The organism is Pantoea sp. SGAir0184, from assembly GCF_043544755.1.
Map to the genome: position 1 here is coordinate 4,117,735 of NZ_CP028050.1, position 13,304 is coordinate 4,131,038.

Annotated in this window: 15 protein-coding genes; 11 read left to right on the forward strand and 4 right to left on the reverse strand. The window is 57.5% G+C overall.

Going from position 1 to position 13,304, the window contains the following annotated elements; translation table 11 throughout:
* The first annotated feature begins 311 nt into the window (after window positions 1–311).
* From C1N60_RS19445 to coaD, 8 genes are all read left to right on the forward strand, one after another.
* Window positions 312–1,436: a glycosyltransferase gene (locus C1N60_RS19445; RefSeq protein WP_058759422.1), complete on the forward strand. Its 1,125-nt coding sequence runs from the start codon at window positions 312–314 to the stop codon at window positions 1,434–1,436.
* A 43-nt stretch (window positions 1,437–1,479) separates the two neighbouring features.
* Window positions 1,480–2,601: a glycosyltransferase family 9 protein gene (locus C1N60_RS19450; protein WP_394521214.1), complete on the forward strand. Its 1,122-nt coding sequence runs from the start codon at window positions 1,480–1,482 to the stop codon at window positions 2,599–2,601.
* Window positions 2,602–2,632: 31 nt separating this feature from the next.
* The gene (locus C1N60_RS19455; protein ID WP_058771085.1) at window positions 2,633–3,583 is read left to right on the forward strand and encodes a glycosyltransferase; all 951 of its coding nucleotides are present in this window, start codon (window positions 2,633–2,635) and stop codon (window positions 3,581–3,583) included.
* A 73-nt stretch (window positions 3,584–3,656) separates the two neighbouring features.
* Window positions 3,657–4,733, forward strand: a complete 1,077-nt coding sequence (gene rfaQ / locus C1N60_RS19460) for a putative lipopolysaccharide heptosyltransferase III (RefSeq protein ID WP_394521215.1) — start codon at window positions 3,657–3,659, stop codon at window positions 4,731–4,733.
* Window positions 4,726–5,859 carry a glycosyltransferase family 4 protein gene (locus C1N60_RS19465; protein WP_059010935.1) on the forward strand — a complete coding sequence of 378 codons (1,134 nt, stop codon included), beginning with the start codon at window positions 4,726–4,728 and terminating at the stop codon, window positions 5,857–5,859. The genes rfaQ and C1N60_RS19465 overlap by 8 nt, the downstream gene beginning before the upstream one ends.
* An 85-nt stretch (window positions 5,860–5,944) precedes the next feature.
* A complete protein-coding gene (waaA, locus tag C1N60_RS19470; RefSeq protein WP_021507071.1) occupies window positions 5,945–7,219 on the forward strand; it encodes a lipid IV(A) 3-deoxy-D-manno-octulosonic acid transferase in 1,275 nt (424 codons plus the stop codon).
* A gap of 3 nt (window positions 7,220–7,222) precedes the next feature.
* The gene (locus tag C1N60_RS19475) at window positions 7,223–7,999 is read left to right on the forward strand and encodes a glycosyltransferase family 2 protein (protein ID WP_010616498.1); all 777 of its coding nucleotides are present in this window, start codon (window positions 7,223–7,225) and stop codon (window positions 7,997–7,999) included.
* Window positions 7,996–8,481 carry a pantetheine-phosphate adenylyltransferase gene (coaD, locus tag C1N60_RS19480; protein ID WP_021507073.1) on the forward strand — a complete coding sequence of 162 codons (486 nt, stop codon included), beginning with the start codon at window positions 7,996–7,998 and terminating at the stop codon, window positions 8,479–8,481. The genes C1N60_RS19475 and coaD overlap by 4 nt, the downstream gene beginning before the upstream one ends.
* On the opposite strand, the gene mutM is transcribed toward coaD, so the two are convergent.
* The 4 genes from mutM to radC form a co-directional block, all read right to left on the reverse strand.
* Entirely contained in the window at window positions 8,482–9,291 is an 810-nt protein-coding gene (gene mutM, locus C1N60_RS19485; RefSeq protein WP_394521216.1) for a bifunctional DNA-formamidopyrimidine glycosylase/DNA-(apurinic or apyrimidinic site) lyase, read from the reverse strand.
* A 70-nt stretch (window positions 9,292–9,361) separates the two neighbouring features.
* On the reverse strand, window positions 9,362–9,529 hold the full coding sequence (gene rpmG / locus C1N60_RS19490) for a 50S ribosomal protein L33 (RefSeq protein WP_001051798.1): 168 nt from the start codon (window positions 9,527–9,529) through the stop codon (window positions 9,362–9,364).
* Between the two features lie 11 nt (window positions 9,530–9,540).
* Window positions 9,541–9,777 (reverse strand): 50S ribosomal protein L28, encoded by a 237-nt coding sequence (rpmB, locus tag C1N60_RS19495; protein WP_010616494.1) that lies wholly within the window; start codon window positions 9,775–9,777, stop codon window positions 9,541–9,543.
* 243 nt (window positions 9,778–10,020) lie between these two features.
* Entirely contained in the window at window positions 10,021–10,677 is a 657-nt protein-coding gene (gene radC / locus C1N60_RS19500; RefSeq protein ID WP_021507076.1) for a RadC family protein, read from the reverse strand.
* Window positions 10,678–10,867: 190 nt separating this feature from the next.
* Here radC and coaBC point away from each other — a divergent pair, with 190 nt between their 5' ends.
* From coaBC to slmA, 3 genes are all read left to right on the forward strand, one after another.
* The gene (gene coaBC, locus C1N60_RS19505; protein WP_058759428.1) at window positions 10,868–12,097 is read left to right on the forward strand and encodes a bifunctional phosphopantothenoylcysteine decarboxylase/phosphopantothenate--cysteine ligase CoaBC; all 1,230 of its coding nucleotides are present in this window, start codon (window positions 10,868–10,870) and stop codon (window positions 12,095–12,097) included.
* Window positions 12,066–12,524, forward strand: a complete 459-nt coding sequence (gene dut / locus C1N60_RS19510) for a dUTP diphosphatase (protein WP_031279631.1) — start codon at window positions 12,066–12,068, stop codon at window positions 12,522–12,524. The genes coaBC and dut overlap by 32 nt, the downstream gene beginning before the upstream one ends.
* Before the next feature lie 115 nt (window positions 12,525–12,639).
* The gene (gene slmA / locus C1N60_RS19515) at window positions 12,640–13,236 is read left to right on the forward strand and encodes a nucleoid occlusion factor SlmA (protein WP_021507079.1); all 597 of its coding nucleotides are present in this window, start codon (window positions 12,640–12,642) and stop codon (window positions 13,234–13,236) included.
* The last annotated feature ends 68 nt before the right edge of the window (window positions 13,237–13,304 follow it).

A 13,304-nucleotide genomic window follows, 5' to 3' on the forward strand; every position in this document is an offset into this window, starting at 1 on the left:
TTATCCGGTGAATTACAGTGTTATAATCGCTATGGTACGCAACGCTCCTGACGGGCGCAAACTTTTCCCATGCGGGTTCAGGGGGAAGTCGATAGCGGTATAAGATTAGTTAAACTAGAATAATTTAAACTCTTCACTGGCCTGAATTTTAGCAATTAACCGAGCGCACGTTCGTGTAAAATTACCTGGCCATAAAAATAATTAATTGAATTTTCTTATATTAAGTCCTGATAGCACCGGGAATGATAGCAGCTAAGTCTTTACAGCAGACTGGCATGTAGGGGTAAAAAATTTTGTCGAAACGCATTTTAATGGTGATTGATGGCCTGCCGGGCGGCGGCGCCGAAAAAGTCGTACTGACTCTGGCGGGGGGCTTCCTCAGTCAGGGACACCAGGTTTCGATCTTCTCATTGCGGAAGGTATGTGATTACCCCATTCCGGCTGGCGTGGATTACCAGGTGATTCTTGATCGCTGTAACCACCCGTGGCGCAAGCTGACAGAAACATGGCGCCGCGCGCGCCTGCTGGATCGTGCGGTGCGCGACAGTGAAGCGCGGCACGGCAAATTTGATCTGATCCTCTCTCATCTGCATAAAACTGACCGCATTGTCAGGCAAACGCCTGCGCTCGACGGAGACAGGACCTGGTTCTGTCTGCACGGCGTGTTTTCTGCTTCGTATCTGGCACGTAAAACCGGCTTCTCGCTGTGGCTGAAGCGGCTGAAAATCCGTCACGTTTATCAGGATCGCCAAATCGTCGGGGTTTCGCAGTACGTCATCGACGATATGGTGCAAAACATTGGCGTACAGCCCCGCCAGGCCAAAGTGATCGCCAATCCTTTCGATTTTGACAGCCTCGCCCGACTGGCGGCTGAACCCTGCCCGTTAGCCGGCACCGATTTCCTGGTGCATGTGGGACGCTTCCATGAAACCAAACGCCATGACCGCCTGCTCGAAGCCTATGCCCTGAGTGGCATCACCGCGCCGCTGGTTTTGCTGGGACAGGGAAGCGAAAAAATAACGCAAAAATTGCGTGAGCAGGCGCAGAATTCTGGCATTGCGGAGCGCGTGCGCTTCGAGGGTTTTCAGCGCAATCCGTACCCCTGGATACGGCACGCGCGCCTGCTGGTGGTCAGTTCCGACAGTGAAGGTTTTGGTAATGTGCTGGTCGAAGCCCTGAGCTGCGGCACCCCGGTGGTCAGTACGCGCTGTCCGGGCGGTCCTGTTTCGATCCTCACCGGCGAACTGTCACGCGGTCTGGCAGAGATGAATGCAACATCGCTGGCAGAAAAAATGCGAGAAATTTATACAACTCCCCCCAGGTTGCAACATCTGGACTTAAGCATTTATAGTTTGAGCGTTGTTTGCCAGCAATACCTGCAGCTTATTCAGGTGGCGGAGACGTCATTTTCAACCACGCAGCACGTTTCAGGTTAACAGGTCCCCCATGACGGTGTGACCGAATCATGGGGATGACTACTTGACGTACGTACTACTGTTTATTCTTTTTTCGCCGGTCAAATGGGTGATGAAGTTTGTTCATGGCCGCACCGGTAAAAATCTGGTGATACAGACCGCTAAAATTGGCGACTATATTAATATCACGCCGTTATTATCCCACCTGGGAAAAAGCGATGCCCTGCTGAGCTTTAGTGTCGCCCCGCTGGCTGAACGTGACGCCACGCTGGAGCACATCTGGTATATCGAAGATCACCGCTCCGGTTTGATGAAAAAAATAAAACTGGTGTGGCAGCTGCTCAATCGCTACGACAATATTTATTTGCTGCATCCCACCAATCTCAATTTATTTATTGCCGCCTGCTGCAATGCCAGCAACAAACAATTTCTTTCCAGCTATCGGCGCAAAGGCTATCAGGGCCTGTTTTATTTAACGGCCAGCGGCGTGGTTTATCACGAGAAAAATACCTTAACGCTGGAAAATTACCTGAAACTGGCCGATCGCTCTTTTACCAAAGAGAGTTATCCCAAACATGCCACTCTGCCACTGTGGCAACCGGAAACCCTGCCCGCGGAAATTACGCAGGCGCCGGGCATCCGCATTGGTATTAGCGTGACGGCAGGGAATCAGGCCAAAACCATTCCGCCGTTAATCTGGTGTCGGCTTTTCGACCACCTGAACGATCTCCCCTGCACTTTTTTTGCTTTCGGCGCACCGAATGAACAATCACGCGTTCAGGAGTTGTTTAAAGTTGCCGGTCAGCGAAACAATCTGGTGAGTCTGGTAGGTAAAATTCCGCTCGAGGCGCTGCCTGCCGCCATTAACGAGATGGATTTCTATATCGCCTCAGATTCCGGCAATGTGTATATTGCCGACGCGCAACAGGTACCGGTGATTTTAATTTATGGTCCCTGCTGCGTAGAGGAGCAAAGGCCGCTGGGTGACGTGCTCTTAATTGGCCCGAACCACATCGCGCCCTCTTCGTTTGTGTTCGCTGCGCAATACAAATTTGCCCATCCGGTTGAACAGCTGTTCGAGCTGGATGAACGCAAGCTAAATGATATCCATGATTTTATCCGCACCCGGCAGCAGCAGCGCCTGGCGCGACGGAACAACGAAGAACATGACAGCGCAGCCCGATAGCTCATCCCCGCTACTCAGTCTCATTATCCCGATGTTTAACGCTGGTGCTGACTTTACCGGCTGTATCAATGCCTTGCTGGCGCAAACCCTGACGTCGCTGGAGATCATCATTGTTGATGATGGCTCCACCGACGGTTCCGGCGAGCGCGCCGACGCGCTGGCGCAGCAGTACCCACATATCCAGGTGATTCATCAGCCGAACGGTGGCGTGTCGCGTGCGCGCAATGCCGGGCTGGCCGTGGCGCGGGGTAAATACGTCAGCTTTCCTGACGCTGACGACACCATGGACCCGGCGATGTACCAGACGCTGGTCGACATGGCGGAGCGCGATCGTCTGGACGCTGCGCAGTGCAACGCCGAGTGGTTTTTCAAGGCCAGCCAGACAATTAAGCCGATGATTCCGCGGGATCGCCTCACCAGCACCGGCGTGTTAAGCGGGCCGGAGTGGCTCGACAAGGCGCTGAAAACCCGGCGTTACCTGCACGTCGTGTGGCTCGGTATCTACCGCCGTGAGCTGATCGAACAGCTTAATCTGCAGTTTGAACCCGGTCTGCATCATCAGGACATCCCGTGGACCACTGAGTTCATGCTCAACGTACAGCGCGTGCGCTACACCGATCGGGTGCTGTATCGCTACTACATGCACGATGCGTCGATCAGCAACCGCAAGCGCACCGGCCAGCACAACGTCGACTATCAGCGTCACTACCTGAAAATCGCGCGCATGCTGGAAGAGATTAATACGCGCTATCGTCACAAGGTGAAGATTTACCCGAGCTTCCACGCGCAGATTACCCGCGAAGCGCTCAGCGTGTGCCACGCTATCCGGCGCGAACCGGACGCCGCAGCGCGCCAGGCAATGATCGCCGATCTGTTTAGCAGCCAGACGCACAAACGCATGCTGCGCAATGCGCGCGGCGCGCGTCAGTGGTATCAGCTGCTGCTGTGGCTGAGCCGCATTTATCGCTGGCGCAATAAATAAGCGCCCGCCGCGGCTTTAACCCCTCCAGGGTTTGCCCTACAATCAGCTCACTGAATTTTGAGATGATTTGAGTATGGCAAGCCCGATTCCAGCCCACTTTGCACCGCAAAATATTTTGCTGATAAAGCTGCGTCATCATGGCGATATGCTGCTGACCACGCCTGCCATCAATGCGCTGCGCCAGCGCTATCCGAAGGCCAACATTGATGTGCTGCTGTATAAAGAGACGCGCCCGATGCTGGAAGCGCATCCGGCGATCCGTCAGCTGCATATCATCGATCGCAACTGGAAAAAGGAAGGCGGCTGGCAGAAGTTTCGCCATGAGGTCGCGCTGGTACGGGCGGTGCGCGACTGCCATTACGATGTGGTGATTAATCTGGCCGATCAGTGGCGCAGCGCCATTATTACTGGCCTGTCTGGTGCGCCGGTGCGTATTGGCTTTGCGTACCGCAAGCGCGACAACGCGTTCTGGCGCTGGTGTCATAACCAGCTGGTTTCCACCGACCGTCACCATCAGCTGCACACCGTGGAACAAAACATGACGGCGCTGCAGCCGCTCGGCATTCCCACCGCCGGGGCGACAGCCTCCATGCATTTCAGCGCCGCCGACCAGCAAAAAGTGCAGGACGTCCTCGCTCAGCAGTCGATTACCGGCCCGTTTGTGGTGCTGCAGCCCACCTCGCGCTGGGTTTTTAAGTGCTGGGAAGATGAAAAGGTGGCGCAGCTGATTGATGCGTTGGCCGCTGATGGTCGCAGCGTGGTACTGACCGCCGCGCCCGATCAGAAAGAGCTGGCGATGATCGCCCATATCCAGTCGCTGTGCCGCACGCCGAACGTGGTGTCGCTGGCAGGCCAGCTCTCGCTGCCGCAGCTGGCGGCGCTGATCGACGCCGCACAGCTGTTTATTGGCGTCGATTCCGCACCGATGCACATGGCCGCGGCGCTACAGACGCCGTGCCTGGCGCTGTTCGGCCCGACCAAGCTGCAGCACTGGCGCCCGTGGGGCGACAATAACCGCGTTATCTGGGCGGGCGACTATGCGCCGCTGCCGTCACCGGATTCGATCAATACCAATACCGAGCAGCGCTATCTGTCTGCCATCCCGGTTGAGGATGTGCTTGCCGCCGCCAGGAGCCTTTTGCATGACTAAGTTACGGCTGGCGATTGTCCGGCAGAAATACCGGCCGGACGGCGGTGCCGAGCGCTTTATCTCACGTGCGCTGGAAGCGCTGGACGGCGAGCAGCTCGATCTCAACATTATTACCCGCAGCTGGCAGGGCACGCCGAACCCGGCCTGGCACCTGCACATCTGCAATCCGGCAAAGTTTGGCCGCATCTCGCGTGAACGCGGCTTTGCCCGCGCGGCGCGCGCCTGCTGGGAGCGGGAAAAGTTCGATATCGTACAGAGCCACGAGCGCATCGCCGGCTGCGATATTTTCCGCGCCGGCGACGGTGTGCATCGCGTATGGCTGGAGCAGCGCGCGCGCATTGTTTCGCCGTGGCAGCGGCTGAGCGCCAGCCTGAGCCCGTACCATCGCTATGTGCTGCAGGCGGAAGCGGAGATGTTCAATGCGCCCTCGCTGAAAGCGGTGATCTGTAATTCGCACATGGTGAAGCAGGATATTTTGCGCCACTTCGCGCTGGATGCCAGCAAAATCCACGTGATTCACAACGCCATTGATAGCCAGCGTTTTCAGCCTGCCAGCGATACGCTGCGTCACGCCGCGCGTCAGCGACTCAACCTGCCGCAGGACGCCACGGTGATGATCTACGTCGGCTCCGGCTTCGAACGCAAAGGGCTAAAGGCCGCTATCGAAGCGGTCGCTAATAGCGATCGCTACCTGGTGGTGGTCGGCCAGGACAAACAGCTGGCGCGCTATCAGCAGCTGGCGAACCAGCTTAACTGTCTTGACCGCCTGCGCTTTGCGGGCGTGCAGCAGGACGTTCAGCCGTTTTATCACGCTGCCGATGCGCTGCTGTTGCCAACGCTGTACGATCCGTTCCCCAATGTGGTGCTGGAGGCGATGGCCTGCGGGCTGGCAATCATTACCAGCACCGGCTGCGGCGGCGCAGAATTTATCACCAACGGTGAGGAAGGTTTTGTCTGCGATGCGTTGGATATCAAAGCGTTAAACGAAGCGGTAATCGCAACGCCCGCACTTTCGCACAATCCGGCGCTGGGCGAAGCCGCACGTCGCAAAATTGAACCTTATGGTCCGCAAAGACTGGCGCAGGCGCTGACTTCGCTTTATCAGCACGTCCTGCAAACCCGTTGACGAAGTGGTATGAGCAGGCGGCCAGTTTCTGTTAACATGCCGCCTTTCCTGTGTTTTTTGACGCGAACTGGTCGTAACCTTAACTATGACGACTCTCTATACAGCCCTGCTTTATCTGATTCAGCCACTGATCTGGCTGCGCCTGTGGCTGCGCGGTCGAAAAGCACCGGCCTATCGCAAACGCTGGGCTGAGCGCTACGGCTACTGCAGCGGTAAAGTGGCGCCGCACGGCATCGTGCTGCACTCGGTTTCGGTCGGTGAAACGCTCGCCGCCGTGCCGCTGGTGCGCGCGTTGCGTCATCGCTATCCGACGCTGCCCATTACCGTGACCACCATGACGCCCACCGGCTCCGAGCGTGCTCAGTCGGCGTTTGGCAAAGACGTGCACCACGTCTATCTGCCGTACGATTTGCCCGGCTCAATTAACCGTTTCCTCGATACCGTCGACCCACGGCTGGTGATTATCATGGAAACCGAGCTGTGGCCGAACATTATTCGCATTCTGCATCAGCGCCAGATTCCGCTGGTGATTGCCAATGCGCGCCTGTCTGAACGCTCCGCCAGAGGTTATAAAAAGCTCGGCGGTTTCATGCGTGACCTGCTGCAGCGCATTACGCTGATCGCAGCGCAGAACGTTGAGGACGGCGATCGTTTCCTCAGCCTTGGCCTGAAGCGCTCGCACCTGGCCGTGACCGGCAGTCTGAAGTTTGATATCTCCGTTACGCCGGAGCTGGCAGCACGCGCGGTGACACTGCGCCGCCAGTGGGCATCGCGCCGGCCGGTGTGGATCGCCACCAGCACGCACGAAGGCGAAGAGGCCATCGTGCTCGACGCCCATCGCCGCCTGCTGCAACAGTTCCCGGATCTGCTGCTGATTCTGGTGCCGCGCCATCCGGAACGCTTTAAAGATGCCTGCAACCTGACGCAAAAACGCGGCTTCAGCTTTACCCTGCGCAGCAGCGGCGAGATTCCTTCCAGCGCCACGCAGGTAGTGATTGGCGATACCATGGGCGAACTGATGCTGCTGTACGGCATCGCCGATCTGGCCTTTGTTGGCGGCAGCCTGGTGGAGCGCGGCGGCCACAATCCGCTCGAGCCCGCTGCGCATGCCATTCCGGTGCTGATGGGCCCGCACATCTGGAACTTCAAAGATATCTGCGCCCGTCTGCAACAGGCGGAAGGGCTGATTACCGTTACTGATGTGGTGTCGCTGGAAAAAGAAGTGGCGAACCTGCTGCAGGATGACGATTATCGCCGCTACTACGGCCGCCACGCGGTAGACGTGCTGCACCAGAATCAGGGCGCACTGCAGCGTCTGCTACAGTTACTCGAACCGCATCTGCCTCCACGAGCTCATTAACGCATGTCGCAACGCCAACGTCTCTCCGTGGTGATGATCGCCAAAAACGAAGCTGAACTCCTTCCGGAGGCGCTGGCTTCCGTCAGCTGGGCAGATGAAATCATTCTGCTGGATTCGGGCAGCAGCGATGCGACCATAGAGGTGGCACGCGCGCACGGTGCGCAGGTCTATCAGGCAGACGGCTGGGCCGGCTTTGGTAAGCAGCGTCAGCGTGCCCAGGCCTTTGCCAGCGGCGATATGATTCTGATGCTGGATGCCGATGAACGGGTTACGCCAGAACTGCGCCGTGCCATTGAGCAGGTGCTGACACAGCCACCCAGCGATAAGGTTTATAGCCTCGGGCGCAGTAATCTGTTTCTCGGCCGCTTTATGCGCCACAGCGGCTGGTATCCCGACCGCGTGCTGCGCCTCTATCCGCGCCATCTGCGCTATAACGACAATCTGGTGCACGAATCGCTGGAGACGCAGGGCACGCCGGTGGTGGCGCTGCCGGGTGATTTGCAACACCTGACCTGCCGCGACCTGATCGCCTTCCAGCGCAAGCAGATGAACTATGCCGAAGCCTGGGCGCAGGAGCGCTTTCAGCGCGGTAAGCGCTGCAGTATTCTCTCTGTTTTCAGCCACACCGCAGGCGCATTTATTAAGACACTGCTGCTGCGCGCCGGTTTTCTCGATGGTAAACAGGGCTGGATTCTGGCGGTGGTCAACGCACAATACACCTTTAACAAATACTCGGCGCTCTGGGCGCTGCATCACACCTCAACACAGGGCCGCGTATGAGCACTAAAGCGATTTATCCCGGCACGTTTGACCCGATGACGCTGGGCCATCTGGATATCGTCACGCGCGCAGCGCAGATGTTTGATCGCATCGTGCTGGCAATTGCCGCCAGCCCGAGTAAGAAGCCGCTGTTTAGCCTTGATGAACGTGTCGATCTGGCGCGCCAGGTTACGGCCCATCTGCCAAATGTTGAGGTGGTTGGCTTTAGCGATTTGATGGCGAATTTTGCCCAGGCGCAGAACGCGAACGTGCTGGTGCGCGGTCTGCGTGCGGTATCGGACTTTGAGTATGAGCTGCAGCTGGCGCACATGAACCGTCATCTGCTGCCCACGCTGGAGAGCGTGTTTCTGATGCCGTCCGAAGGCTTCTCATTTGTCTCGTCGTCGCTGGTCAAGGAAGTGGCGCGCCATCAGGGTGACGTGCAGGCATTTCTGCCTGCCGTGGTGCATCAGGCGCTGCTGGCGAAGCTGGCGCAGCCGTAATCAGTGCTGGCAGCGTGGACACCAGAAGGTGCTGCGCTGACCGTGTTTACCGCTGAGGATCGGCGTACCGCAGGCGCGACAGGGCTCGCCAGTGCGGCCATACACCTGCAGCTGCTGCGCAAAATAGCCTGGCTTACCGTCGGTCTGCAGGAAATCACGCAGCGTGGTGCCGCCCTGCTCAATCGAACGCAGCAGCACGGCTTTGATGGTGTTCGCCAGCAGTTCCGCTTCCGCTTCACTCAGGCTCATCGCCGGACGATCGGGTAAGATCCCGGCGGTAAACAGCGATTCGCTGGCATAGATGTTACCCACGCCCACCACCACTTTGTTATCCATCAGCCACTGCTTGATCACCGTGCGTTTGCCGCGCGACTTTTCATACAGATACTCGCCGCTGAAGGCATCGCTCAGCGGTTCCGGACCGAGGTGCGCCAGCACGCTGCTGCCTTCAGGATCGGTAGTCCACAGCCAGGCGCCAAAACGCCGCGGATCGGTATAGCGCAGCACTTTGCCATTGCTCATCACCAAATCGACGTGGTCGTGCTTCGCAGCCGGCAGTTCGCCGGGCAGGACGCGCAGGCTGCCGGACATGCCAAGATGAATGATGATCCAGCCGTGCGGCAGCTCCAGCAGCAGATACTTGGCGCGGCGCTGTACGCTGAGCACCGGCTGGTCACTCAGCGCGTGGATTTCATGGGAAACCGGCCAGCGCAGACGCGGATTGCGCACAATGGCATGCAGAATGGTTTCTCCCACCAGGTGAGGTTCTATACCGCGTCGGCTGGTTTCTACCTCAGGTAATTCAGGCATCTCATCTCCTCAACGTAGCGCAGAAACAAAAAACCCGGCCGGAGCCGGGTTTTTCGCAAGAACACCAAAATTACTTAATTTTGGCTTCTTTGTAGATCACGTGCTGACGTACAACCGGATCGAACTTTTTCAGTTCCAGTTTCTCAGGTTTAGTACGTTTGTTCTTCGTGGTGGTATAGAAGTGACCTGTACCAGCAGAGGAAACCAGCTTGATCTTCTCACGAATACCTTTAGCCATGATTCAGTTCCTTAGTACTTCTCACCACGGGCGCGGATTTCGGCCAGAACCGTATCGATGCCCTTTTTATCAATAACACGCATACCTTTAGCAGATACACGCAGAGTAACGAAGCGCTTCTCGCTCTCAACCCAGAAACGGTGAGAGTGCAGGTTCGGCAGGAAACGGCGTTTCGTCGCGTTCATTGCGTGGGAACGGTTGTTACCGGTCACCGGACGCTTTCCAGTTACCTGGCAGACTCGTGACATTTCTATTCTCCAAAAATCAAATCAGCTCGAGCTTTAAAAACTAGGTTTTGGCCGCCTCGTCAGGCCTTAGCCCGCCCAGGCGAGTTCCATGTGAACCCGCTAAGCTGGCCCAAACGCCAAACCCGAGATTCTCAAAGGTGGCGTAGTATACGCCGCTAAGCCGAAGTGCTCAAGTCCCGAACAGATAAAGATCCCTCCGGATCGCGCAAAAACGCCGGATTTCTGCCCAGTTGACGCCGCGAATTACAGCCAGCCGCGCTCGGCGAAAGAGGTAAACTCGCCGTGACCAATCACCAGATGATCTAATAAGCGGATATTCAGCAGCGCGCAGGCCTGCGCCACCTTGCTGGTAATCTCGCGATCGGCACGGCTCGGTTCCGCCATGCCGGACGGATGATTATGCGCCAGTATCACCGCCGCCGCGTTGAGCTTTAGCGCCTCACGCACGATTTCACGCGGATGCACTTCCACGCTGGCAATGGAGCCGGAAAACATCTTCTGCGCCTGCAGAACGCGGTGCTGGTTATCCAGAAACAGCGCCATAAAGATTTCACGCTCCTGATGTGCCAGCACGCTTTGCAGGTAGTGGCGCGTGACCTGCGGATTCTCCATCACATTTTCGCGCGCCAGCTGGCTGGCAAAAAAGCGCCGTCCCAGTTCCGCAATGGCATGCAGTTGCGTCATTTTGGCGCTGCCGACGCCCTTTATCTGCCCCAGCTCCTCTTTACTGGCGGTCATGATGCGATACAGCGAACCGAATTCATTCAGCATCAGCCGCGCCAGCCCCATCACGCTGTTGCCGCGCGTGCCGGTACGTAAAAAGATCGCCAGCAGTTCGGCATCGCTTAGCGCCTCGGCGCCCAGCAGCGTCAGTTTTTCCCGTGGTGCCAGTTCCGTCATCGTTCCGCCCTCCCTGCAATGCCGCCATTCTGCGCCGGTGCATTGCAGGCCACCAGCGGCGCGTGACAAATTCCAGAGCCGGCTCGCAAAGGGCGCAGGCAGTGAAAAGGCGGGTCGCCGATTTTGTGATAAAGTTGCCTGCATCTGTCGCGCCAGGCGCGGCACTCTGCGTTGAAGTGAGGCAAACAACATGATGGGATTAGCCGGAAAAAAAATTCTGCTGGGCGTCAGTGGCGGCATCGCGGCCTATAAAGCACCGGAACTGGTGCGCCGTCTGCGCGATCGCGGCGCGGATGTCCGCGTGATGATGACCGATGCGGCCAAAGCCTTTATTACGCCGCTCAGCCTGCAGGCGGTTTCCGGCTATCCGGTGTTTGATGACCTGCTCGACCCGGCGGCCGAAGCGGCAATGGGCCATATCGAACTGGCAAAATGGGCCGATTTGATTGTGCTTGCGCCCGCAACCGCCGATTTGATTGCACGTATTACCGCTGGCATGGCAAACGACCTGGTCACCACCGCCTGCCTGGCCAGCGCGGCACCGGTCGCCATCGTGCCAGCCATGAACCAGCAGATGTACCGCGCGGCAGTCACGCAGGAGAATCTGCAGCGTCTGGCGCAGCGCGGCGTGCTGGTCTGGGGACCGGACAGCGGTAGCCAGGCGTGCGGTGATATCGGCCCGGGCCGTATGCTGGACCCGCTGGCCATCGTTGCGCATGCGCTGGAGTGGGCCGCGCCCGTCAACGATCTGCAACATCTCAACATTATGATCACCGCCGGTCCGACGCGTGAAGCGCTGGATCCGGTGCGCTATATCAGTAATCACAGCTCCGGCAAGATGGGCTATGCGGTTGCGGCGGCGGCGGCAAAGCGCGGCGCAAACGTGACGCTGATTTCCGGTCCGGTGAACTTAGCCACGCCCGCCGGCGTGACGCGCATTGATGTCAACAGCGCACTGGAGATGGAAGCGGCGGTGATGGCGCAAATCAGCCAACAAGATATTTTCATTGCCAGCGCAGCCGTGGCAGACTACCGGGCGGCAAACATTGCCGCAGAGAAAATTAAAAAACAGGGTGGCGATGATAACGTCACGCTGCAGCTGGTGAAGAACCCGGATATTGTCGCAGGCGTCGCGGCGCTCAAAGTGCAGCGCCCTTTCGTGGTGGGATTTGCTGCCGAAACCCAGAATGTGGAAGAATACGCGCGGCAAAAACGGGTGCGGAAAAACCTGGACCTGATTTGCGCCAATGATGTGGCGCAGGCCGGGCAGGGCTTCAATAGCGACACCAATGCTCTTCACCTTTTTTGGCAGGAGGGAGAGAAAGTCTTACCGCTCAGTGATAAGACGCTCCTTGGCCAACAATTAATAGACGAGATTGTCAGCCGTTATGATGAAAAAAATCGACGTAAAAATACTTGATGCGCGCGTAGGCAAGGAATTTCCACTACCCACCTATGCGACCTCTGGCTCCGCGGGTCTCGATCTGCGCGCCTGCCTTGATGACGCACTGGAAATCGCACCGGGCATGACCACGCTGGTGCCGACCGGCCTGGCGATTCACATTGCCGATCCGTCACTGGCCGCCGTCATCCTGCCGCGCTCCGGTCTCGGTCACAAACACGGCATCGTACTGGGTAACCTGGTGGGGCTGATTGACTCCGACTATCAGGGCCAGCTGATGGTTTCAGTGTGGAACCGTGGCCAGGATAGCTTCACGCTGCAGCCTGGCGATCGCCTGGCTCAGCTGGTGTTTGTACCGGTGGTGCAGGCCGAATTTAACCTGGTGGAAGATTTTGACGCCAGCGATCGCGGCGCAGGCGGTTTCGGTCACTCTGGCCGTCAGTAATACGCTCACTTTTCGCATAGCCATCTTTTTATTTCTTGTCGCCACAGGCCGCTTTATCTGTGGCAGATAAGGCAGTATTGCCTGTTTTTGGTGAATTTCAGGGGTGTTGAAGGTCATGGCAGAAAAAAAAGTCGCGAAACGGAATCGTCGCGAAGAGATTTTGCAGGCGCTGGCGCAAATGCTGGAGTCGGGCGATGGCAGTCAGCGTATCACCACCGCCAAGCTGGCCGCCAATGTCGGCGTTTCGGAAGCGGCGTTATATCGCCACTTTCCCAGCAAAACGCGCATGTTTGATAGCCTGATTGAGTTTATTGAAGACAGTCTGATTACCCGCATCAATCTGATCCTGAAAGATGAAAAAGAGACGATGGCGCGTCTGCGCCTGATCGTGCAATTGCTGCTGGGATTTGGTGAGCGTAATCCAGGACTGACGCGCATCCTGACCGGCCACGCGCTGATGTTTGAACAGGATCGCCTGCAGGGGCGCATTAATCAGCTGTTTGAGCGTATCGAAGTTCAGCTGCGCCAGGTGATGAAAGAGAAGAAGATGCGCGACGGCGAAGGTTTCCAGACTGATGAGACGCTGCTCGCTAGCCAGCTGCTGGCGTTCTGCGAAGGTTTGCTGTCACGCTATGTGCGCTCGGAGTTCCGCTATCGCCCGACCGCCGATTTCGACAGCCGCTGGCCGCTGATTGCCGCACAGCTGGTTTAATACGCACAGCGGATTTGTAGCGGCGCGATCCATCGCGCAATAAATTGCGCCGCTACGCTATCGTGCGG

Coding starts and splice junctions, on each gene's coding strand:
- C1N60_RS19455 (WP_058771085.1), top strand. CDS start 2,633: ATGTTTAACGCTGGTGCTGACTTTACCGGCTGTATCAATGCCTTGCTG.
- radC (WP_021507076.1), bottom strand. CDS start 10,677: ATGACGGAACTGGCACCACGGGAAAAACTGACGCTGCTGGGCGCCGAG.
- rpmB (WP_010616494.1), bottom strand. CDS start 9,777: ATGTCACGAGTCTGCCAGGTAACTGGAAAGCGTCCGGTGACCGGTAAC.
- coaD (WP_021507073.1), top strand. CDS start 7,996: ATGAGCACTAAAGCGATTTATCCCGGCACGTTTGACCCGATGACGCTG.
- C1N60_RS19475 (WP_010616498.1), top strand. CDS start 7,223: ATGTCGCAACGCCAACGTCTCTCCGTGGTGATGATCGCCAAAAACGAA.
- rfaQ (WP_394521215.1), top strand. CDS start 3,657: ATGGCAAGCCCGATTCCAGCCCACTTTGCACCGCAAAATATTTTGCTG.
- dut (WP_031279631.1), top strand. CDS start 12,066: ATGATGAAAAAAATCGACGTAAAAATACTTGATGCGCGCGTAGGCAAG.
- C1N60_RS19445 (WP_058759422.1), top strand. CDS start 312: ATGGTGATTGATGGCCTGCCGGGCGGCGGCGCCGAAAAAGTCGTACTG.
- slmA (WP_021507079.1), top strand. CDS start 12,640: ATGGCAGAAAAAAAAGTCGCGAAACGGAATCGTCGCGAAGAGATTTTG.
- coaBC (WP_058759428.1), top strand. CDS start 10,868: ATGATGGGATTAGCCGGAAAAAAAATTCTGCTGGGCGTCAGTGGCGGC.
- C1N60_RS19465 (WP_059010935.1), top strand. CDS start 4,726: ATGACTAAGTTACGGCTGGCGATTGTCCGGCAGAAATACCGGCCGGAC.
- waaA (WP_021507071.1), top strand. CDS start 5,945: ATGACGACTCTCTATACAGCCCTGCTTTATCTGATTCAGCCACTGATC.
- mutM (WP_394521216.1), bottom strand. CDS start 9,291: ATGCCTGAATTACCTGAGGTAGAAACCAGCCGACGCGGTATAGAACCT.
- rpmG (WP_001051798.1), bottom strand. CDS start 9,529: ATGGCTAAAGGTATTCGTGAGAAGATCAAGCTGGTTTCCTCTGCTGGT.